Genomic DNA, 20,910 nt, shown 5'->3' with positions numbered 1-20,910 from the left:
CGCGGAGACAAGAGTGCTGTCCCGGCGCAACGTATTCACACGGTGACCACCAGGGGAGCGCACGGCGGCAAGAACGTTTCCGTCCGGTATCGGAATTGCGCGTGGCGTCGCCCGGGAGTGTCATGGGACCTAGCGTGAAGATGCCGTGCGCACGGGTCATTGACACGAAGAGGTGGGCCTGCGATGTGGAACTACCTGAGAACGCACACCAACCCCCCGGTGTTCATCATCTCGGGGGTCATCGCGATCGCCCTGGTGCTCTGGGGTGTCATCGCTCCGGGGGCGTTGAGCACCGCGGCGAGCGGGGCGAACACGTTCATCACCATGAACTTCGAGTGGCTCTACATCATCGCCGCCAGCTTCTTCCTGATCTTCGTGATCGTGTTGATGTGCAGCCGCTACGGGTCGGTGCGACTCGGGCCGCCGGACTCCAAGCCCGAATACAGCAAGCTCGCCTGGTTCGCGATGCTGTTCACCGCAGGGATGGGCATCGGGCTCGTCTACTACGCGGTCAGTGAGCCGGTCTCGCACTACCTCGAGCCACCCACCGGCGAAGGCGGCACCCAGGAAGCCGCCGCCAACGCCATGAACCTCACCTTCTTCCACTGGGGACTGCACCCGTGGGCGATCTACATCGTGCTCGGCGTGTCCCTCGGCTACTTCGCCTTCCGGCGCGGGTTGCCGCTGCGCCCGGCCGCCGCCTTCTACCCGCTCATCGGCGAGCGCATGAACGGTTGGATCGGCAACACGATCGACATCCTCGCGGTGTTCGGCACGCTGTTCGGCCTCGCCACGTCGCTGGGACTCGGCGGCCAGCAGGTCGGCGCCGGGCTGGAGACGCTTTTCGGCATCGAGAACACCACGTTCTTGCAGGTCGTTCTGATCCTGGCGATCACGGCGGTCGCGGTCGTGTCCGTGATGCTCGGCATCGACAAGGGCATCCGGAACCTGTCGCTGATCAACCTGTGGCTGGCGTTCGCGCTGATGATCTTCGTGTTCGTCTTCGCGTCCTCGCGCGACCTGCTCAACGCGCTGGCGGCCAACGTCGGCACCTACTTGCAGAACCTGCCGCTGACGAGCTTCGAAACGTACCCGGGCAGCGAATCCGCCCAGGAGTGGCAGGGCACCTGGACGTTGTTCTACTGGGGCTGGTGGATCTCGTGGTCCCCGTTCGTCGGCATGTTCCTCGCCCGCATCTCCTACGGGCGCACGATCCGGTCGTTCATCGCAGGCGCCCTGTTCGCTCCCGTCGGCGCGTCGATGGTGTGGCTGACCGTCTTCGGTGACGCGGCGCTGAACCGGCTGCAGGACAACCCGGCCAACCCGATCGGCGAAGCCAGCGCCGAGACCGCGCTGTTCGTCCTGTTCAGTCAGTTGCCGATACCGGAGATATTGGCCGGATTGGCGTCGGTGGTCGCCATCATCGTCGTGGTGCTGTTCTTCGCCACCTCGTCCGACTCGGGATCGCTGGTGGTCGACATCCTCACCAACGGCGGCGACCCGCACCCGCGGTGGCAGCAGCGCCTGTTCTGGGCGATTCTGGAAGGAGTGATCGCGGCGATCCTGCTGCTGGCGGGAGCCGCGAGCGGCGAGGACGCGTTGAGCGCGCTGCAGACCGCGTCGATCCTCGCCGGACTACCGTTCTGCATCGTGTTGCTGTTCACGTGTGTCGGCCTCGTGCGCGGGCTCTCGGACGAACGCGGCCTGGTCACGGTGCCGCCAGCGCCGAGCCCGCTGGTGTCCATGCGCGAGAGCTCGCAACGCAGGCCGGGTTCCACGGCGGATTCCGGCGGCGACGAGTCGGTGGAGCCGGACTCCCGCGCGGGAGCCGGATCGGGCGGTTCCACAGTGGCCACGAAGGACCCGGACACCTGATCGGCGCTCCTACCCGAAGGGGCTTGCTCGGTGGTCGGGTGGCGGAACCTCAGCGCCGTCCTCGCTGCGGGATCGGTTCTCGAGTAGCGACCTACGCAGCGAAACCGCGGTCCTCGCGAGGGCGGCGCTGAGAACCCACCGGTGGACGGGCTGCGTACGCGGTGATGGCTCAGCGGCTTCGGCCGCCGACACGACGCGACGACAGCCGTCCGGAATTCTCAGTGGACACGCCGGTTCACCTCGTGGTCGGCCAGCCGCGAGGTGAGGTTCCGCTACGGCACCACCAACGCAGTCCAACCGCTCTTGAGGAGAATCAGTCCGGCGCGGGGGTGTCGTTGTCGAGTCGCTCACGCAGCCACGCGAGGGTGCGCGCGAGCAGCCGGGAGACGTGCATCTGCGAGATGCCGAGCTGCTCGGCGATCTGGGTCTGGGTCATCGACCGGAAGAACCGCAGCAGCAGGATCTGGCGTTCCCGTTCGCCGAGCTCGTCGAGCAGCGGCCGGATCGCCTCCCGGTTCTCGACCTCGGAGAGCGCGGAGTCGTCACTGCCCATCGCCTCCCGCAGCGGGATGTCGTCGGTCGCGGTGAGCAGCTCGTCCAGCGAACTGCTGCGGTATGCGTTACCGGCGTCGAGGCCCTGGTACACCTCTTCCTTGCCGACACCCAGGTGGGTGGCGAGTTCGGTGGGTGTCGGGGCGCGGCCGAGTTCCTGGGACAGCGAGGAAATTCCCGACGAGACCGACAGGTGCAGCTCCTGCAACCGGCGCGGAACCCGCACCGCCCACCCGGTGTCGCGGAAGTGCCGTCGCACTTCACCCATGATCGTGGGCACCGCGTAGGACAGGAAGTCCACCCCCCGCGACGGGTCGAACCGGTCGACGGCGTTGATCAGGCCGACGGTCGCCACCTGGGTGAGGTCCTCGAGCGACTCACCGCGATGACTGAAACGACGCGCGATGTGCCGTGCGACAGGCAGATGCTCGGTGACCAGCGTGTCCCGCAGTTCCTCGCGGCGAGCGTCGCTCGCGTCGAGAGCCGCGTGTTCCTGGAACAGCGGTGCCATCTCGGCGTAACGCTTGTCGTCCCTCGACTCTTCGGTGTCCGGATGAGTCGGTGTCACCGACCGGCCGTCCGTCGCTTCGTGAGGTCGAGCCGCACGACGTTCTGCCCGTTGTCGTCGGTGTCGACGACGGCGTTCACCGTATCGGTGAGGGCGGTCAGCACTCGCCAGCTGAAGGTGTCCGTACGGGGCCCGGCTTGCTCGTCGCTGAGCGCCTCCGCGGTGACACTGATACCCGAGTCCTCGGGTGTGACCCGGCATACGAGAGTCGACCCACTGCTGGCCAGCCGGACCAGGGAGGAACACGCCTCGTCCACGGCGAGACGCAGATCGGCGATGGCGTCGACATCGAAGTCCGCGCGCATGGCGAGGTCGCCGATGACGGCACGGAGCACCGAGAGCTGCCCCGGGTCGGCGTCCACTCGCACCTCGACCACGTGGGACGTCCCGGCGCTCACCCCGTCGGAGACGTCCAGGCCTCGCTCCGCGCTCATCGGTGTCCCCCTCCAGGGCGGTGATCCGTTCTCATGGCAGCAGTGTTACCCGAGCGAGAGCGTACGTAAACGGGGCCGGCCACGGTACTCAGAGCAGCGTCGACCAGAACATCCAGAACGCCTGAAGGATGAATCCGATGATCACCAGGAAGAACACCGCGAGCCCCAGGCTGTGGAAGCGCGCGAGTCCCTGTGCGGCGGGTCCGTTCACGCCGAGATGCCCGCGCTCGAGGTTGTGCATCGTGACGTACCAGAACACGACGATCGTGGCGACCCAGACGACCATGCAGTACGGGCACAGCGCGGAGATCGAGTACAGGCTCGAGTAGATGAGCCAGAACACGAACAGCAGACCGAGGCCGGTGCCGACCTGCAGGCCGACCCAGAACCAGCGCGGCGGTCGGAAGCCGGCGAGCAGCGCGACGCCGATCGTGATGAGCGCCCCGTAGGCGACCAGGCCGATCAGCGGGTTCGGGAACCCGAACGTCGAGCCCTGCCAGCTCTTCATGACCGACCCGCAGGAGATGATCGGGTTGAGGTTGCAGCTCGGCTGGTAGCCGGGGTTGCTGATCGTGGCGATCTTCTCCAGCGTGAGCGCGAACGCGCTCACCAGGCCGGCCACCCCGCCGAGCACGCACAGCCAGGCCACGATCCGCTCGAACGGACCGCGAGGTCGCTGGTCGGTGGTCTCGGCGGGCGACGGTGCGGCCGCCGCAGGTGCGCTCACTTGGCGAGCTCCTGGTCGATCCGCTCCTTGAACTGCTGCGCGGGGTCACCGCCGCCGCTGGGCTCCCACTTCTCGCCGTTGACGAAGATCGTCGGCGTACCGGAGACACCGGCCTGCTGGCCGTCGCTCATGTCCTGTTCGATGCGCTGGCTGACCTGGTCGGAATCCCGGTCCTGCCGGAACTTGGCCATGTCGAGGCCGATCTGCTGCGCGTACTGCTCGAACGTCGCAGTGGCCCGAGCCGGGTCCTGCTGCACGCTCTGCCCGCCCGGGGCGACGGCCCACTGCTGGTAGTTGTCGAAGATCTGGTGGTACATCTCCTTGAACTTGCCCTGCATTCCGGCGGCCTCGGCAGCCTGCGCGGCCGGCATGGCGAGCGGGTGCGCCTGGGTCAGCGGGAAGTTCCGCACGGTGAAATCGATCTTGCCTTGGTACTGGTCCTCGATCGGGCTGGTGACCTGCTGGTAGTACTGCGCGCACGACGGGCACTGGTAGTCGAGGAACTCGGTGACCTGCACCTTCTGGTCCTCGGACTGCAGTACCTGGTTGGGGTTCTCCCGCTGCAGCGTCTGGGCAGGCACCGCCTGTCCGCCACCGAAGGAGCCGCCGCCGCCGGCGAACAGCAGCACACCGCCGATCACCAGTACGCCCACCAACGCGACCACGACGGTGAGGATGACGTTGGTCGAAGGCCCTTTCCTGCCTGCGGCCAGCGGATTGCTCGTCTTGGACATCGATTCAAACCTTCGGGCGGTCTCGGGTGGGGACACGAAGCCCACGTGGGGGTAAGGACGGGAGGCCGCTGTGTGCGACGCCTCCCAGTTTCGCGCATTCACACGGTCGTGTAACCGACTGGGGTAGTAGATGAGCCGCGGCCCCGCGAGTCGGATACTCGTGACCCGTGGTGACCGGCGACGACCCGTTCTCGTTCCTCGCGGCAGGCGAGGAACGGCTGTTGCGTCCGTGGACGGGCACCTGGTGCGCGCCGATGCTGGCCACCGACAGTGACAGCCGCCCGTTCCAGGCTGACGACGTTCCCCCGCACGACGCGAGGACCTGGCTGTTCGAACGCAAGCTCGACGGAATGCGCCTCGTCGCCGGCGCGGACGGGGCGGGCACCGAGCTGTGGTCCCGGAGCGGGCGTCGGGTGGACGCCGCGTATCCCGAGATCAGCGAGGCCTTCTCCGGCCTGCCCGGCTTTGTCGTCGACGGCGAGGTGGTGGCCTTCGACGGCCTACGGACCAGCTTCGGCGCGTTGCAGGGACGCATGCATCTCTCCGACGCGCGGGCGGCTCGGAATTCGGGCATCACCATCCATTACTACCTGTTCGACCTGATCGCCGTCGGTGGTGTCGATCTGCGACGTCTCCCACTCCGGACCCGTAAGCGCCTGCTACAAGAGTTCGTGCCGTTCGCGGAGCCGCTGCGTTACACCGAGCACGCGGCCGGCCACGGCCGACGACTGTACGAGCAGGCGGCGGTCGACGGGTGGGAAGGGTTGGTCGCCAAGCGCAGCGCGTCCCCGTACCGTTCCGGTCGCTCACGGGACTGGGTGAAGCTGCCGTGCGTGCTCACGCAGGAATTCGTCGTCGCCGGGTTCACAGCTCCGAAGGGGGCGCGTTCCGGGTTCGGCGCGCTGCTGCTCGGCTACTACGAACCCGAAGGAGTGCGTCTGCGCTACGCCGGGAAGGTGGGCACCGGGTTCGACGAGGCGGGACTGCGTGCGATCACGGCCAGACTCGTCGCGTTGGAACGGCCGTCGTCACCGTTGGCGGACCCGGTGCCGGAGCGCGGCGTGCGCTGGGTCGAGCCGGAGCTGGTGGCCGAGGTGGTGTTCTCGGAGTGGACCGGGGACGGCAGGCTCCGCCAACCGCGGTACCGGGGCCTTCGGGCCGACAAGCACCCGCAGGAGATCGTCCGGGAGTGAGGGTGTGGGCGGGAAGTACGCAAGAAGGCCCCGGTTCGTCCCTCGCGGCGTTGGGGTCCTCTTGAGTACTGCCCTACGGGCACAAGCCAGTTCCCCAATGCACCCTGAGTCAGCGGTGGTCGCCCACGTACGCCGCGGGTTGCGGCGTTGGGTGCTCCGGTGCGGCGGGTTCCGGTGCCTGAGCTGCCAGTGCGACGGTCAACAGGACCGTGGCGACGGTTCCCACAACCGACACGATGGTGTGGCGGCCGCTGCTCTGCATTCTCGGTACCCCCGGGCGTTCGTGGTTCGGCGACCGGTGTTCGGTCGGTGTGTGACAAGGTCGACATCCGATGCTCGACCCGCTCTCACCCAGAATGTCGCCGCAGGTCATCGAAACGTTATCCGGCCGCGCGCGATTCCCGGCGTGACTCGTCTCTCATCGTGGCCGTGACGGACCGGAAAGCTGTTGGTTTCGCACGGTTTTTCGGTTGACACGATAGGTGACTGTCCAATGAGGACTCAGTGTTGTCAGGCCTGGAAAGTGGACGCCGGGCTCGCGTGGTCGGAGCGGTGAGGAACGATGCGGATGGGGAAGACGGGAACGAGGCGCGGAGGCGACTGTGGACGATCGAGCTGGCACGGCCCGTGTCAACGCGGTGACGGTCGGTGAATACGAAGGCGTTCCGCTGCTCCGTGAGCTGCTCGACCTCGAGGCTCTCGGGGCGGATCGGTACCGGGGGCGCACTCAGCCGAGGCCCGCGCAGCGCCTGTTCGGTGGTGTCCTGCTGGCGCAGTCGATCGCCGCCGCCGGGCGAACCGTGCAGGCCGGTCGTCCCGTGCACTCGCTGCACGCGTTGTTCGTTCGCGGTGCGAGTCCCGCCGAACACGTCGAGTACTCCGTCGACCGGATCCGCGACGGCGGGTCCACCTCGGCACGGCGTGTGATAGCCCGGCAGGGCGGACACGAGGTCTTCTCCGCGACGGTGTCGTTCCAGCGTGGACGTGGGGGAGTGCGTCATCAGAAGGCGTTCCCGTCGGCACCGTCGCCGGAGACTCTGTTGTCGTTGCACGAGCGGCTCGCCCGGGACCGCGTGGACGGTCCGGACTGGTGGAAGCTGCCGCGTGCGATCGACCTGCGCCACGTCGACGACCCGCCGTACCCGCCCCGGCAACGCCCGGAGGACGTGACCAGGCACCTGGTGTGGATCAAGACTCGGGAGACCCTGCCCGAGGACCCGCTGATCCACGCCTGTGCGCTCGCCTACGCCTCGGACATGACGTTGCTGGAGCCCGTGATGCTCCGCCACGGCCTCGACCGGCACGCGCCCCGGCTGCGGATGGCCAGCCTCGACCACGCGATGTGGTTCCACCAGGAAGCGCGCAGCGACGACTGGCTGCTCTACGACCAGGACTCGCCGGTCGGTGAGGACGGGCGCGTGCTCGCGCAGGGCGCCGTGTTCGACCCGCAGGGCAGGCAGGTCGCGACCGTCGCCCAGGAGGCGTTGCTGGGCGTCGGCTGAACGACGGGCGCGGGAGTGCGGGCGGGTACCCTCGATCGGCGTGGTAGCAGAGCCGGCCGAGGGTCCCCTCAGCCCGCTGTCCGCCGTCCCGGACGACGCGGACGGCGCGGCGACCACGCGAGCGCTGGCCACCGCCCGGATCGGCGACGTCTCCGCGCTGGCGGAGCGGCTGATGGCCGCGATCTTCACCGACAACCCGGAATGGACCGACTACAGCCCGGTCCCGTACGAGGAACTGTGGGACGGCTGCCAGCGCTACCTGGGTCGGGTGCTGCGCATCCTCAGCGAGGCATCGGGAGGCGCGGTCGACACCGGCTCCGACGACGTGGCGACCGCGATCGGCCGGCGGCGGGCCGAACAGGGTGTGCCGCTGGAGGTCATGTTGCGCACCTTCCGGCTCGGTGGGCGCATCGTCTGGGAGTCGCTGGTCGAGCAGGCACGGGCCGAGCGGGTCGAACCGGACGTGCTGCTCGGGGCGGCGACCTCGATGTGGACGGTGATCGACGGGCTGTCCTCGGAGCTGTCCACCGCGTACCGCAACGCCGAACTCGAACGGTGGCGCCGCGACGACCAGCGGCGTCACGCGCTCGTCGAGGACCTGCTCGCCGGCCGTGGCCGGGACACCGCGTTCGCGCAGCGCACCGCCCAGGAGCTCGATCTGCCGCCGGGCGGCCCGTATCTGGTGGTCGTCGCCGACGTCGGTCCGGACGGCGGTGCGGCTCTGCACGGCCAGCAGCACGTCCTGGCCTCGCTGCACGTCCGGTCGGTGTGGCAGGTCCGGGCGGACACGCTCGTCGGCCTGGTGGCACTCGAACGTCACCCCGAGGCACTGGTCCTCGACGCGATGCGTCCGCTGGCCCGGGGGCGCGTCGCGTGCTCGCCGGTGGTGCGGGGACTGGCGGAGGTCGGCTTCGCGCACCAGTTGGCGATGACGGCGATGGGCACCTCGCCGCGCGGTTCGACGGGATTGGTCTCGTTGGCGGACCGGTATCCGCAGGCTTTGCTGGTGCAGTCGCCGGACCTCGCGCAGCGGTTGCTGGAGTCGTGTCTGGGGCCGGTGCTCGCGTTGCCGTTGCGTGAGCGGGAGGTGTTGCTGGAGACGTTGGCCGCGTGGCTGGACGAGAACTGCTCCACGGCGCACACCGGGACGCGGCTGCATTGCCACCGCAACACGGTGCTCAATCGGCTGCAGCGGATCTCGACGCTGATCGACAGGCCGCTGCACGGTCGCGACTCCTACGTGGCCCTGTCGTTGGCGCTCACGGCGATGGAGCTTCCCGGCACCTCCGGGACCTGACGTGACCCGGGTTACCGGCGAGTAGGGCGACACGCCCCGCCGGAGGGCCAGTCGTGTCCGGAATGATGCGGGGATCGCTGTGCGAAGTGCACAGTTCGGCTGCGCAAGATCTGGGCGAGCGAGCCTGGCGTGGACGTGGTCCCGGTCACGAGACTGCGTGGTGCGCCCGGTGGTCACCGACGAGGGGCGTTGTTCTGCAGATTTCCCCGGCGGGTTCACGAGATCCGCCCGGGCCGGACGAAGGAGCACAGCGCAGTGCAGGAATTCGACCTTCTCGTCGTCGGCGGCGGCCCCGGAGGCTATGTGGCGGCGATTCGTGCGGCCCAGCGCGGCCTGTCGGTCGGGCTGGTGGAAAAGGAACGCACCGGCGGAGTGTGCCTGAACTGGGGCTGCATCCCGACGAAGGCGATGCTGCGTTCGGCGGAGGTCTACGAGACCGTCCTGCACGCGGCCGACTTCGGCGTCGGTGTCGGCGACGTGAGCCTCGACTACGGCGCGGTGCTCAAGCGCAAGGACGGCATCGTCCAGGAACTCACCGGCGGTGTCGCCCAGCTGCTCAAGGCGAACGGCGTCACGCTCATCGACGGGCACGCCCGGTTCACCGGCCCGACCACCGTGGACGTCTACGAGGTCGGCGACGGCGAACTCGGTCCGGACGGGCCGAAGTACGCGGCGAACCCGGTCGGCGCGACGCCGGTCAGCAGCGCCAGGGGACGCGACGTCCTCGTCGCGACCGGCTCGGTGCCCGTCCAGCTCCCGCTGCCGGGCGCGGACCTGCCCGGCGTGGTCACCTCGGACGGCGCATTCGGGCTCACCGAGGTGCCGAACCGCATCGTCGTCGTCGGCGGCAGCGCGGTCGGCGCCGAGTGGGCGAGCCTGTTCCAGGCGCTCGGCAGCGAGGTCACCCTCGTCGAGATGATGCCGAGCCTCGTGCCCGCCGAGGACGCCGAGATCGGCAAGGCGCTCGGGCGCTCGTTCAGCAAGCGTGGCATCCGGGTGCTCACCGGCGCGACCGTCTCGAAGATCGACCAGAGCTCGGACGGGCTGACGGTCTCCGTCGACGGTGCGAAGGTGTCCGAAGTGGACGCCGACGTCGTGCTCGTCGGCGTGGGGCGCAAGCCGAACACCGACTCGCTGGATCTCGCCAACACCGGCGTGGCCACCGACAAGCGAGGGTTCGTCGAGGTCGACGACCACCTGCGCACCAACATCGAGCACGTGTACGCGATCGGCGACGTCACCGGCAAGGTGCTGCTCGCCCACGTCGCCTCGCACCAGGGGATCACCGCCGTCGAGCACATCGTCGGTAGCGAGCACGCCCGCATGGACTACACGGCGGTGCCTGCCGCGACCTTCACCCACCCAGAGATCGCCAGCGTCGGCCTCACCGAACAGCAAGCGACCGAGGCCGGACACGAGGTCACCGTGGGCAAGTTCCCGTTCGCGGCGCTCGGCCGGTCCAAGACCTACGGCGACACCGAGGGATTCGTGAAGGTCGTCGCGGGGGCGAAGTACGGCGAGGTGCTGGGTGTGCACATCATCGGACCGTCCGCCAGCGACCTCATCACCGAAGGCACCCTGGCCATCGAGCTGGAGGCGACGCTGGACGAGCTCGCCGACACCATTCACGCGCACCCGACGCTCGGCGAGATCGGCATGGAGTCCGCGATGATGGCGATGGGTCTGCCCGTCCACACCGCGCCTCCGCGCACACGCTGAGCGAGTGGGGCGTCCGGCCAGGGCCGCCCCTCCTCGAGAACCAGAACGCACGATCCCGGGCATTCGTCTGTCTTCTGTGGATCGAAACGAACCGTATTCCGGACTCGGAAAGGGGTACCGCGATGGCGGAGACCGCGACCCGTGGCAAGAAATCCACGCGCACCGGCACGTCGAGCAGCGGCGCGAACCGCCGCGGCTCGAAGAACGCCTCGACGCCGTTCGACGGTGCGTCGCCGGATACGCTGCGCGAATACTTCCGGCAGATGACTCTGGTACGGCGCTTCGAAGAGCGCGCGGCGCAGGGGTACACGCAGGCCAAGATCGGTGGCTACTGCCATCTCAACCTCGGCGAGGAAGCGACCGTCGTCGGCCTGATGGCCGCGTTGCGCGGCTCCGACTACCTGTTCACCAACTACCGCGAGCACGGCTACGCGCTGGCGAAGGGGATCGAGCCGGGCCGAGTGATGGCCGAGCTCTACGGCCGCACCACCGGAACCTCCCGCGGCTGGGGCGGATCGATGCACATGTTCGACATCGAGGCCCGGCTGCTCGGCGGTTACGGCATCGTCGGCGGCCAGGTCCCCCTCGCCACCGGCGCGGCCCTGGCCATCGACTATCGAGGCGGCGACGAGGTCGTCATGTGCCAGATGGGCGACGGCACCACGAACATCGGCGCGTTCCACGAAGCACTGAACATCGCAGCGCTGTGGAACCTTCCGGTGGTCTTCGTCGTCGTCAACAACTACCTCGGCATGGGCACCACGGTGGAGAAGTCCTCCGCGGAGTCCGAGCTGTACAAGCGAGCCGTCGCGTACCGGATGCACGGTGAGCGCGTCGACGGCACCGACGTTCTCGCCGTCAACGAGGCCGCATCACGATTGGTCGAGCGCGCGAGGGAGACCGGTGCGCCCGCGATGCTGGAGTGCGTGAGCCACCGCCTCAAGGGGCATTCGGTCGTCGACCCGGGCAAGTACCGCAGCGAGGAGTCGGTCGAGGCGGCGCGTGCCGCCGACCCGGTGACGACGTTCCGTGCACAGCTGCTCGATGCCGCGATCCTCGACGAGGACGGCGCCGCGCAGATCGAGAAGCAGGCGCAAGCCGACGCGGACGCGGCCGTCGCGTTCGCCGACGACAGCCCGCATCCGGATGTCTCGACCCTGTTCGACTACACCTACGCGACCCCGGTGGCCAACGACTCGCGTCGCCTCCCCGCCGACCCGGTCTTCTGACTTCCGGCCGTCCGAGCCGTCCCACCGCGTACGACATGGAGAATTTCCTTGGCTGTCATCACCTATCGGCAGGCCCTGCACGATACGCTGCAACAGGAGATGCGTCGCGACGACGACGTGTTCCTCATCGGTGAGGAGATCGGGGTCTTCGAGGGCTCGTACAAGATCACCGCGGGCCTGCTCGACGAGTTCGGCGAGAAGCGGGTCCGGGACACGCCCATCGCCGAGGAAGGATTCGTCGGCGCGGCAGTGGGCTCGGCGATGCTGGGGCTGCGGCCCGTCGTCGAGCTGATGACCATCAACTTCTCGCTCATCGCGCTCGACCAGATCGTCAACCACGCGGCGAAGATCTATGGCATGTTCGGCGGTCAGTGCAACGTGCCGATGGTGTTGCGGACACCTGGCGGAGGCGGGCAGCAGCTCGGTGCGACGCACTCGCAGAACATCGAGCTGTATTACGCGTTCGTCCCGGGCCTGAAGGTCGTTGCGCCGAGTACGCCGGCCGAGGCGAGGGCACTCATGCTCGCGTCGATCCGCGACGACGACCCGGTGCTGTTCTTGGAGAATCTCGCGCTGTACAACACCAAGGGCGAGGTCCCCGAAGTCGTCGAGCCCGCCGAGATCGGCAAGGCGAAGGTGACCCGCGAGGGCACCGACGTCACCATCATCGGCTACTCCCGGATGGCCATGGTCGCCTCGAAGGTCGCGGAGCGGCTCGCCGAACAGGGTGTCTCCGCCGAGGTGGTCGACCTGCGGAGTCTTCGACCGTTGGACCGCGACACCGTGGTGCAGTCCGTGCGCAAGACCGGCTGCGCCGTCATCGCCGAGGACGACTGGCTCACCTACGGGATCGGGGCCGAGATCGCGGCGTCCATTTCGGACGGTGCGTTCGATTACCTCGACGCCCCGGTGCGCCGGGTCGCTTCGGCCGAGGTCCCGCTCCCGTACGCCAAGCCGCTGGAGCGAGCCGCCCTGCCATCGGAGGAATCGTTGGCGACAGCGGTGCACGAGACGCTCGCCGCTGTCGGCAAGCGCCGCTGACCCTCGGCCCCCTCCCCGTCGCCCGCTGAAGTTCGAAGGAACGCACGATGACCGAGATCCACATGCCCCGGCTCTCCGACACGATGGAGGAGGGCGTCCTCGCCGGCTGGCGCAAGCAGGTAGGCGACCAGGTGCAGCGCGGTGAGATCGTCGCAGAGATCGAGACCGACAAGGCTCTCATGGAACTGGAGGCCTACGACGACGGCGTCCTGGAGAAGGTGCTCGTCGGTGAGGGCGAGACGGTGCCGATCGGCACCCCGATCGCGCTTCTCGGCGACGGCTCCGGCGCCACGGCTGAGGCTACGGCGCCTGCTCCGGCAGCCGCTGAGAAGCCCGAACCGGAACCAGCACCCGCCGTGGACGCAGCTACGGACTCGGCGGCCACACCGGCGGTGAACGGTCCCGAGGAGAACGGTTCCGTCGGAACGAAACCGAAGGCGTCCCCGCTCGCGAAGGCGATCGCGCGAGAGCACGGTCTGGAACTGGCCGCGATCGCGGGAACGGGACCCGGGGGGCGAATCATCCGAGCCGACATCGACGCGGAGCTGGCGAAGGAGCCGCAGCCGGAACCTCAGTCGCGGCCCCAGCCTGCGGTGGAGGCGTCGGCATCCGCGCCGTCTCCGGTCGCAGACGAGGACGTCGAGGAGATCCCGCTCAGCAAGATCCGCAAGGTCACGGCCAAGCGCCTCACCGAGAGCAAGCAGCAGGCGCCCCACTTCTACCTGACGAGTGCGATCGACGTGACGGAGCTGATCGAGTTCCGCGGCAACCTCAACGAACGGCTGCAGGCCGCCGACGGTCCGAAGGTCAGCGTCAACGACCTCGTGGTCAAGGCGTGCGCGACCGCACTGCGCGCGAACCCCTCCGTGAACGTCTCGTTCGCTGGCGACAAACTGTTGCAGCACAAGAGGATTCACCTAGGCGTGGCGGTAGCGCTGGACGACGGCCTTGTGGTTCCGGTGATTCCGGACGCGGACCGTAAGAGCGTGTCGGAGATCGCCACCGAGGGGCGAGAGAAGGCCGGCCGGGCACGTGAGGGCAAGCTGAAACTCGACGAGATGAACGGCAGCACGTTCTCGGTGTCGAACCTCGGCATGTTCGGTATCGAGGAGTTCTCCGCCGTGATCAACCCCCCGGAGGCGGCGATCCTCGCCGTGGGCGCGACTCGCGAGGAGATTCAGCACCGCGACGGCGAGTTCGTCGTCCGCAAGATCATGCGCGTGACTCTCTCCGCCGACCACCGCGCCGTCGACGGAGCCGTCGGCGCGGTGTTCCTGCAGCAGCTCACCGGTCTGCTGGAGGACCCGATCCGGATCATCGCCTGACGGACCAGCTTTCGTCCGTCTCGGACAGTGCCTCTTCCCGCTCGCAGGGAGGGGGCACTGTCGTCTCGGACACCGGACTTCGGACCTGCTGTGTCCTCCCGTGTCGCAACGGTTCGTCGGTTCTCTGTCCGAACGCCTGACAGTGATCACGGTGGTCTGGAACCATCCCGTTCGAACGTCGTTGATCATGTCAACGTGTCGAATGACAGAGGGGATCGTCGATGCCACAGCAGTACCGAGGGGAGTTCGGCTCTCGTGTCGTGACCGGTCTGGTGGTGCTCGGCCTGTCGGCCTCGGTGGCTTCCTGCGGAACCGTGCTTCCGCAGGCGGCGCCACAACAGCCCGCGCCCCCGCCGGCTCCGGCGACCGTGACGGTCACGGAGCCTGCAGAGCAGGAGACGTCTGAGCCGAGGCAACAGGACTCCGAAGACGAGAAGTCCACGCAAGAGAACGAAACGGGGTCTGCAGAGGACCCGTGCGCCGGAGAAGACGTCGAGGCGACTCTGAATCCGTCTCGACGGGGCGATCTCGGTACGGAGAACCGCACGGTGGTGACGGTGACGAACACCTCCTCCGATCCTTGCACTGTGGACGGTTTTCCCGCAGTCAAGCTCACGGACGAGAGCGGCGGGCCGCTGCCGACCGATCGACGGCGGAGCATGGAATCGTATTCTCCGATCGTCCTCACGCCCGGAGCGGGCGCAGACAGCTACCTGTCATGGGAAGTCCAGACATCACCGTGTTCTGACGCCAACGGCCTCCAGGTCACGCTTCCGGGCTCGGAGGACGTCGTCGAACTGAACTGGAAGCTCGGCGCGGTGTGCTCGAACGGCCTGCTCGACGTCGGGCCCTTCGTCGAACATCGCTGACGGCACTGCAACCAGGCGAGTCGGGCGTAAGGGATAATAGTTGCACCGCAGGCTCAGTTCGCTCGCGGAGACCTGGTCGGTTTGTCGTTTTTGCCAGCGTGTTCACGGCTTTTTCGGCCGAACGCATGACACGGGTCATCCGGCTCTGTAAGCATCCTCCCGTACTGTTGATCAACACGATGTGTCGACATCGGAGAGGACGATGACCGTTGTCATTGCTGCATCGACAGCAGCACCGCTCCCGGGTAGCAACGGGACTGGTGGCGCTCGGAGTCGTGGCTTCGGTGTCCGCATGTGGGAATCTTGTCCCCCAGGCGGCGCCACCGCCACCACCGCCCGCTCCCGCACCGCAGCCCGCGACCGAGACGGTCACGGTGCCTGCGTCGGAGCCTGAACAGCAGCCGGTCGAACCGTCGCAACAGCCTTCTTCGGAGGTTTCCGAAGGTGACAGCGACTGTCAGCCGGAACAGCTCCGTGCCCGGTTCTACCCGGACTCCGTGATGGGTCTCGATTCCGAAGGAACACAGCACACGGTGCTTCGGGTCGCGAACGTGGGAAGCACCGCCTGCACCCTCAACGGGCATGCCACCCTCGATTTCGTCGGCGAGAACAGCGAACTTCTCCCGATGTCGCTGGAGGAGAACCCCGCAGGACCGTCGGCGGAGCCCGTCACGATCGGTACCAGGGAAGCCGTGCTTCAGGACTTCTGGTGGGAAGACACCAACACAGACGGCAGAGACCCGGCGGCAGCCTGTACCGACCCCGTGAAGGTGCGGGTCTTCATGCCCGGCGAGCAAACACCGTTCTTCCTCGACTGGGGACTGGGTGCGGTGTGCAACGGCGGTCGTGTCGAGCACGGTCAACTCTTCGCCGAGTGACCGAGACAGACCTGACGACCTCATGAGAATATCGATCGAATCAGGAGTACGCCGATGAATTGGCGACCGGCGCGGAGCTTGGAGACGATGCTCGCGCAGTTCAATGAGCGTTACCCACGGCGGGACGACGCGAGTGACGGCATCGTGGGCGACGCTGATCATCAAAGTCGCGAGAGTGACCACAACCCTTGGTACGGTCCGGGAATCGTGACCGCGATCGACATCACGCACGACCCCGACAACGGTGTCGACATCAACCGGATCACCGACGAGCTGGCTGCGAGCAAGGATCCGAGGATCAAGTACCTTATTGCCAACAATCTCATCCTGGACTCGCGCCCGGGGAACAATCCGTGGCAGTGGACCCCATACTCGGGGCCGAACCCGCACGTCAAGCACTTTCACATCTCTGTGGTTGCGGATCCGTCCTGTGACGACCCTCGTCCGTGGAACATCCCGACCTTGATGGCGCCACCTCCCGGCCAGAATCCACCGCCGCAACCGCCACCTCCCGGGCATCGGCCGCCACCCGGGAACCAACCCCCTCCGCCTGGGCACCGTCCACCGCCTCCGCCCGGCCATCGGCCACCGCCGCCACCCGGGAACCCGCCACCGCCGCCACCACCTCCGGGGAACCAGCCGCCGCCGGCTCCGCCGCCTGGCCATGAGCCTCCACCGCCGGAAGGCAGGCCGTTGCCGCCTCCGGGTGATGGCCCTCCGCCGCGCGGTGGGCAGGAGGGGCCGCCGGACCTGGAAGTCGGCAAGACGATCTACCTCGTGGGCATGGAACGACGGGTCAACGACAAGGTCATGCTGGCCGCGTTCGAGACAGCGCTCGTCGAGTCCCAGATGACCAACATCAATCACGGTCACGCGGATTCGGTCGGTGTGTTCCAGCAGCGCCCGTCGATGGACTGGGGTTCGGCCGAGGAATGCATGAACGTCAAGTACGCGGCGGGGAAGTTCTTCGAGGCCGCGGTGGAGGAGGACAAGAAGAACCCGCGTCTGACTGCGGGGCAGCTCTCCCAGCAGACCCAGAAGTCAGCCCACCCGGAGCGCTACGACCAGCGGGAGGGCGAGGCGCGAGCGATTCTCGAGGAAGTGAAGCGCTCGTTCGGTGCACCACCACCCGGGAACGGTCAGCCTCCGCCGCCCCAGCAGCCACCGCCGGGTCAGCAGCCGCCTCCCGGACACCGTCCACCCCCGCCGGGTAACGAGCAGCCGCCTCCGCCGGGGCACCCACCGCCTCCGGGACAGCACCCACCGCCGCCACCGGGAAATGAGCACCCACCGCCGCCCCCGGGGCAGCAGCCGCCACCGGGACAACAGCCGCCGCCGCCACCGGCACCGGTGCACGGCGAGCCGGTCGCGTTCGGCTCGTGGGTGATGCCGGGACACGATGGTGCTCTCTCGGTGTTCGCGCGGAGCAGCTCGCAGGGAGAGGTGGTCACCGCGTGGCAGGTCGCTCCCGGCGGTGACTGGGTCGGCTGGCTCGGGATCGGCGGTAAGCCTGCCGGTCAGCCACTTGTCGCTCGTGACCACCAGGGCACGCTGTCACTGTTCGTCCGCACCGACGGTGGCGAACTGTCCGTGGCCACGCAGGAAGCGCCGGGGAAGTGGTCCGACTTCACCTCCATCCAGGGCTCCATCGCCCATGATCCCGTGGCGTTGGTGCAGCGAAACGGCGCGCTCTCGGTGTTCGCCATCAGTGACGACGGTCAGCTGCAGACTGCTTCGCAAGCGGGCCCGGGTGGTCATTGGACGGACTGGCGTGGTCTCGGCGGTCGCCTCGAAGGACGGCCGGCCGTGGTTCCGGACAAGGACGGTGCGATCGCCGTGTTCGCTCGGGACGGCGAGCAGTCGATCTCGATGTCGGCGCAGCACACCGCTGGTGCGGACTGGACCGACTGGACCAGTCTCGGCGGAAGCATGGCAGGCGACCCGGTCGCGCTCGCCCGACCCGACGGTTCGGTCGTGGTCGCTGCCGTCGGCAACGACGGCCAGCTGTACACGATGCGCGACCCCGGACCCGACGGGTTCTGGGCGGCGCTGGGCGGCGACTTCGACGGGGTTCCGGCGTTGAAGGTCGGGCCGGAGGGTCGGCTGTCGGTTTTCGTCCGCGGCTCGGCCGGAGGCGTGTTCACCGCGCAGCAGCAACCGAACGGCGGATGGTCCGAGTGGACCGAGATGGAAGGGCATCTCGCGGGTGACCCGGCCGTGGTGTCCACAGCGGACGGAACGATGACGTTGTTCGCCGTCGGACACGACGGAGACATGTACACCACGACTCAGGACGGTCCGGACGGCGAGTTCGGGCCGTGGAGTGAGTTGCTCGACTCGCTGGCCCCGTGAGCCGGTGGGCGCGCCGCGTCGCACTGCGGTGCGGCGCGCCCATTCCTCACGCCCGGCCGGGCGGGAAACCGCCGGTGGCGATCGGGCCCCAGCGGTCGATGCTCACCCGGATCAACGACTTGCCTTGCCGGGTCATCGCTTCGCGGTACTCGTCCCAGTTCGGATGCTCACCGGAGATACTGCGGAAGTACTCGACGAGCGGTTCCAGCGCGTCCGGAAGGTCCAGCACCTCGCCGGTGCCGTCGATCTGAACCCACGGCCCGTCCCACTCGTCGGAAAGCACGCACATCGTCACCCGGCTGTCCCGCCGGAGGTTCTTCGTCTTGGCGCGTTCCGGGTACGTGGACACGACGAGGCGCCCGTCGGAGTCGACGCCGCAGGTGACAGGGGAGATCTGCGGTGAATCGTCGGTCCGGCGGGTGATGATCAGTGCGCGGTGTCGCTCGCGGAGGAACTCCAGCAGCGTGTCCCGGTCGACTCGGTCGTTGGTGGCGATCTTCGGTGCCATGCTCCCCAGCGTAGGCGTCACCTCCGCGTTCGGCCGAACGTGCGCGCAGGCTCAGGCGATGTGCACCTGTTCGAAATGTTCGACCACCTTTCGGTTCGTGAACAGACTGGCTCCCGTCTCACCAATGGGCATGACTCATACTCTAGAACTTCAACCACAGTCGAGGTCCAGTCCATAGAGGGCCGTGGCGTTTTCGGACAGGCAGCCAACTAAAATCGCTCCTTCGAGGGAAGGTTGTCTGTGTCTGGAACGAAGCGTCGGTCGTATTCTCCCGAGTTTCGGGATGAAGCGGCGAAGATGGTGACCGAGACCGGTCGTACGGTGGCCGAGGTTGCTCGCGAGCTCGGGTTGAATCAGCAGACCCTGCGGAACTGGGTGAACGCGTACGAGGCCGCGCACGATGCTCCGGAGCCGTCGTTGAGCGTGTCCGAGCGTGCGCGACTGCGTGAGCTGGAAGAAGAGAATCGTCAGCTGCGCATGAAGACGGAATTTCTGGGAAAAGCAGCCGCCTTCTTTGCCAGCGAGTATCGGTGAGCCAGCGGTACGCGTTCATCGCTGCAGAGAAGGACACCACGGACGAACACGGCGTGAAGAGCTACACCGTGGAGAACATGTGTGCCTGGCTCAACGTGTCGAAATCTGGATTCTACGACTGGCTGTCGCGACCCGAGTCGGACACCGACCGGCGCCGTCGCTACCTGGGCACGTTGATCAAGAAGTGTTTCGACGACTCCGATGGCACCTACGGCCACCGGCGCATCCACGCGTGGCTGGCCCGCTGCGGAGAGCCGGCCACGCCGGAGCTCGTGCGCAGCATCATGCGGGATCAGCAGCTCGTCCCCTGCCAGCCTCGGCCCTGGCGCCCGAGCCTGACCCAGGCGAGCACGCACGTGCTGCCGGACCTGCTCAAACGTGACTTCACCGCCCGTGAGCCGGGCGAGAAATTGGTTGGCGACATCACCTATATCCCGACCGGACAGGGATGGGTGTATCTGGCCACGGTCATCGACTGTTATTCGAAAGCCGTCGTCGGATGGGCCATCGACGACCACTACCGCACACCACTTATCGAGAAGGCGATCCACATGGCTGCCCGCAACCACACCCTTCCCGCCCGCGCGATTTTCCATTCAGACAGGGGCAGCAACTACACGTCCGCCGACTTCGCGATGACGCTACGCTCGCTCGGCATCCGACAATCCGTCGGACGCACCGGGATATGCTTCGATAACGCCATGGCCGAATCCTTCTTCGCCACCCTGAAAAATGAACGCGTTCATCGAGTTACCTACCTCACCAAAGACCACGCCAAGGCTGACATTGCTTCCTATATCGAGCTTCGATACAATCACCGCAGGCTCCATTCCGCTATCGGATACAAGGCCCCGAACGAAGCCCATGCCGAGTACTACAACCATGCGAACGCGGCATAAAATAACCCACTAACAAGCCGTCCGAAAACAGGCCGGCCCCTCAAACCCACCACCAGGACGGGTGCGTGAATCGGGGTGGAAGCACGAAACACTGGGGAGGTCTTCGATGTTCAAACGTAGTGTGATGGCAGGTGTCGCGGTCGCTGCCGCGTGTGCGTTGGGCGGCGGAGTCGCTCAAGCCGCGGACGACGCCGTTGTCGGGCCGGACGGTTACAAGACGTTGCATCTCGGTCAGTCCCTGGCCGAGGCCGAGGCGACCGGATTGCTCGTCGGCAAGCAGGTCGGCGAGAACTGCACGTACTACTCGCTGCGCCCTGAAGAGGGTCAGTCGAACCCCGGTAGCGGCGTGTTCGTCGACCCGGCCGAGGGGGTGGTGTTCATCGGCGGCACGTCGTTGTCACGCACGCCGGAGCACGTCACGCTCGGCACCGCTCGCTCTGACGTCGAGGCCGCCTACGAGGACCTGACGCCGGTCCCGCCGCAGGACTGGATCGTCGAGACCGACGTGCCCGGCGGTGAGCCGGGGTCGAAGTACCGTTTCGCGTTCGACCAGGCGGAAGCGGTGAGCGACTTCGGGCTGCGAGCTGCGAACACCGGCGGATGCACGTCGTAATGTCGAGCCCCGTGTAGTCGGAAATGGCTGCACGGGGCACCACGAACTCCCCGGCACTCTG

Annotated in this window: 19 protein-coding genes; 13 read left to right on the top strand and 6 right to left on the bottom strand. The window is 67.4% G+C overall.

Annotated features, from left to right (window positions below):
- Positions 1-183 precede the first annotated feature (183 nt).
- Positions 184-1,875, top strand: a complete 1,692-nt coding sequence (locus GIY23_RS15820) for a BCCT family transporter (RefSeq protein ID WP_154077364.1) — start codon at positions 184-186, stop codon at positions 1,873-1,875.
- A gap of 313 nt (positions 1,876-2,188) precedes the next feature.
- Here the strand turns inward: GIY23_RS15820 and GIY23_RS15815 are convergent, their stop codons facing one another.
- The 4 genes from GIY23_RS15815 to GIY23_RS15800 form a co-directional block, all read right to left on the bottom strand.
- Positions 2,189-2,938, bottom strand: coding sequence for an RNA polymerase sigma factor SigF (locus GIY23_RS15815; RefSeq protein WP_154078897.1), 750 nt, complete (start codon positions 2,936-2,938; stop codon positions 2,189-2,191).
- 53 nt (positions 2,939-2,991) lie between these two features.
- Entirely contained in the window at positions 2,992-3,429 is a 438-nt protein-coding gene (locus tag GIY23_RS22820; RefSeq protein ID WP_154077363.1) for an ATP-binding protein, read from the bottom strand.
- A gap of 88 nt (positions 3,430-3,517) precedes the next feature.
- Positions 3,518-4,156: a vitamin K epoxide reductase family protein gene (locus GIY23_RS15805; RefSeq protein WP_187351906.1), complete on the bottom strand. Its 639-nt coding sequence runs from the start codon at positions 4,154-4,156 to the stop codon at positions 3,518-3,520.
- Complete coding sequence (locus GIY23_RS15800) at positions 4,153-4,890, bottom strand: DsbA family protein (protein ID WP_154077362.1); 738 nt, start codon at positions 4,888-4,890, stop codon at positions 4,153-4,155. The genes GIY23_RS15805 and GIY23_RS15800 overlap by 4 nt, the downstream gene beginning before the upstream one ends.
- Positions 4,891-5,057: 167 nt before the next feature.
- Between GIY23_RS15800 and ligD the strand changes: the two genes are divergently transcribed.
- Positions 5,058-6,083, top strand: coding sequence for a non-homologous end-joining DNA ligase (gene ligD / locus GIY23_RS15795; protein WP_228717320.1), 1,026 nt, complete (start codon positions 5,058-5,060; stop codon positions 6,081-6,083).
- A gap of 109 nt (positions 6,084-6,192) precedes the next feature.
- Here ligD and GIY23_RS22685 read toward each other — a convergent pair whose 3' ends face one another.
- Positions 6,193-6,345: a hypothetical protein gene (locus tag GIY23_RS22685; RefSeq protein ID WP_187351905.1), complete on the bottom strand. Its 153-nt coding sequence runs from the start codon at positions 6,343-6,345 to the stop codon at positions 6,193-6,195.
- A gap of 340 nt (positions 6,346-6,685) precedes the next feature.
- On the opposite strand from GIY23_RS22685, the gene GIY23_RS15790 reads away from it, so the two are divergent.
- The 9 genes from GIY23_RS15790 (at position 6,686) to GIY23_RS15745 (ending at position 18,295) form a co-directional block, all read left to right on the top strand.
- Positions 6,686-7,585: an acyl-CoA thioesterase gene (locus GIY23_RS15790; protein WP_154077361.1), complete on the top strand. Its 900-nt coding sequence runs from the start codon at positions 6,686-6,688 to the stop codon at positions 7,583-7,585.
- A 40-nt stretch (positions 7,586-7,625) separates the two neighbouring features.
- The gene (locus tag GIY23_RS15785) at positions 7,626-8,882 is read left to right on the top strand and encodes a PucR family transcriptional regulator (RefSeq protein ID WP_228717319.1); all 1,257 of its coding nucleotides are present in this window, start codon (positions 7,626-7,628) and stop codon (positions 8,880-8,882) included.
- Positions 8,883-9,137: 255 nt separating this feature from the next.
- Positions 9,138-10,601, top strand: coding sequence for a dihydrolipoyl dehydrogenase (gene lpdA, locus GIY23_RS15780; protein WP_154077360.1), 1,464 nt, complete (start codon positions 9,138-9,140; stop codon positions 10,599-10,601).
- Positions 10,602-10,723: 122 nt separating this feature from the next.
- Positions 10,724-11,830 carry a pyruvate dehydrogenase (acetyl-transferring) E1 component subunit alpha gene (gene pdhA / locus GIY23_RS15775; protein WP_154077359.1) on the top strand — a complete coding sequence of 369 codons (1,107 nt, stop codon included), beginning with the start codon at positions 10,724-10,726 and terminating at the stop codon, positions 11,828-11,830.
- Between the two features lie 48 nt (positions 11,831-11,878).
- The gene (locus GIY23_RS15770; protein ID WP_154077358.1) at positions 11,879-12,871 is read left to right on the top strand and encodes an alpha-ketoacid dehydrogenase subunit beta; all 993 of its coding nucleotides are present in this window, start codon (positions 11,879-11,881) and stop codon (positions 12,869-12,871) included.
- Between the two features lie 47 nt (positions 12,872-12,918).
- Positions 12,919-14,196, top strand: coding sequence for a dihydrolipoamide acetyltransferase family protein (locus GIY23_RS15765; protein ID WP_187351904.1), 1,278 nt, complete (start codon positions 12,919-12,921; stop codon positions 14,194-14,196).
- A 221-nt stretch (positions 14,197-14,417) separates the two neighbouring features.
- Positions 14,418-15,065, top strand: coding sequence for a DUF4232 domain-containing protein (locus tag GIY23_RS15760; RefSeq protein WP_154077357.1), 648 nt, complete (start codon positions 14,418-14,420; stop codon positions 15,063-15,065).
- A 209-nt stretch (positions 15,066-15,274) separates the two neighbouring features.
- Positions 15,275-15,943 carry a DUF4232 domain-containing protein gene (locus GIY23_RS15750; protein ID WP_154077356.1) on the top strand — a complete coding sequence of 223 codons (669 nt, stop codon included), beginning with the start codon at positions 15,275-15,277 and terminating at the stop codon, positions 15,941-15,943.
- A 777-nt stretch (positions 15,944-16,720) separates the two neighbouring features.
- Positions 16,721-18,295, top strand: coding sequence for a hypothetical protein (locus GIY23_RS15745; protein ID WP_154077355.1), 1,575 nt, complete (start codon positions 16,721-16,723; stop codon positions 18,293-18,295).
- Between the two features lie 46 nt (positions 18,296-18,341).
- On the opposite strand, the gene GIY23_RS15740 is transcribed toward GIY23_RS15745, so the two are convergent.
- Positions 18,342-18,803: a PPOX class F420-dependent oxidoreductase gene (locus GIY23_RS15740; RefSeq protein ID WP_154077354.1), complete on the bottom strand. Its 462-nt coding sequence runs from the start codon at positions 18,801-18,803 to the stop codon at positions 18,342-18,344.
- A 297-nt stretch (positions 18,804-19,100) separates the two neighbouring features.
- Between GIY23_RS15740 and GIY23_RS15735 the strand changes: the two genes are divergently transcribed.
- A protein-coding gene (locus GIY23_RS15735) for an IS3 family transposase (RefSeq protein WP_154075325.1) occupies positions 19,101-20,236 on the top strand; the annotation gives its coding sequence in 2 pieces (ribosomal slippage) (positions 19,101-19,299 and positions 19,299-20,236; 1,137 coding nt in all).
- A gap of 106 nt (positions 20,237-20,342) precedes the next feature.
- Positions 20,343-20,849 carry a hypothetical protein gene (locus GIY23_RS15730; RefSeq protein WP_154077353.1) on the top strand — a complete coding sequence of 169 codons (507 nt, stop codon included), beginning with the start codon at positions 20,343-20,345 and terminating at the stop codon, positions 20,847-20,849.
- The last annotated feature ends 61 nt before the right edge of the window (positions 20,850-20,910 follow it).

The sequence above is a fragment of the Allosaccharopolyspora coralli genome, assembly GCF_009664835.1.
GTDB classification, from domain to species: domain Bacteria; phylum Actinomycetota; class Actinomycetes; order Mycobacteriales; family Pseudonocardiaceae; genus Allosaccharopolyspora; species Allosaccharopolyspora coralli.
The sequence above is the reverse complement of the archived record's forward strand: the minus strand, read 5'-3'. Positions and strand labels throughout refer to the sequence as shown.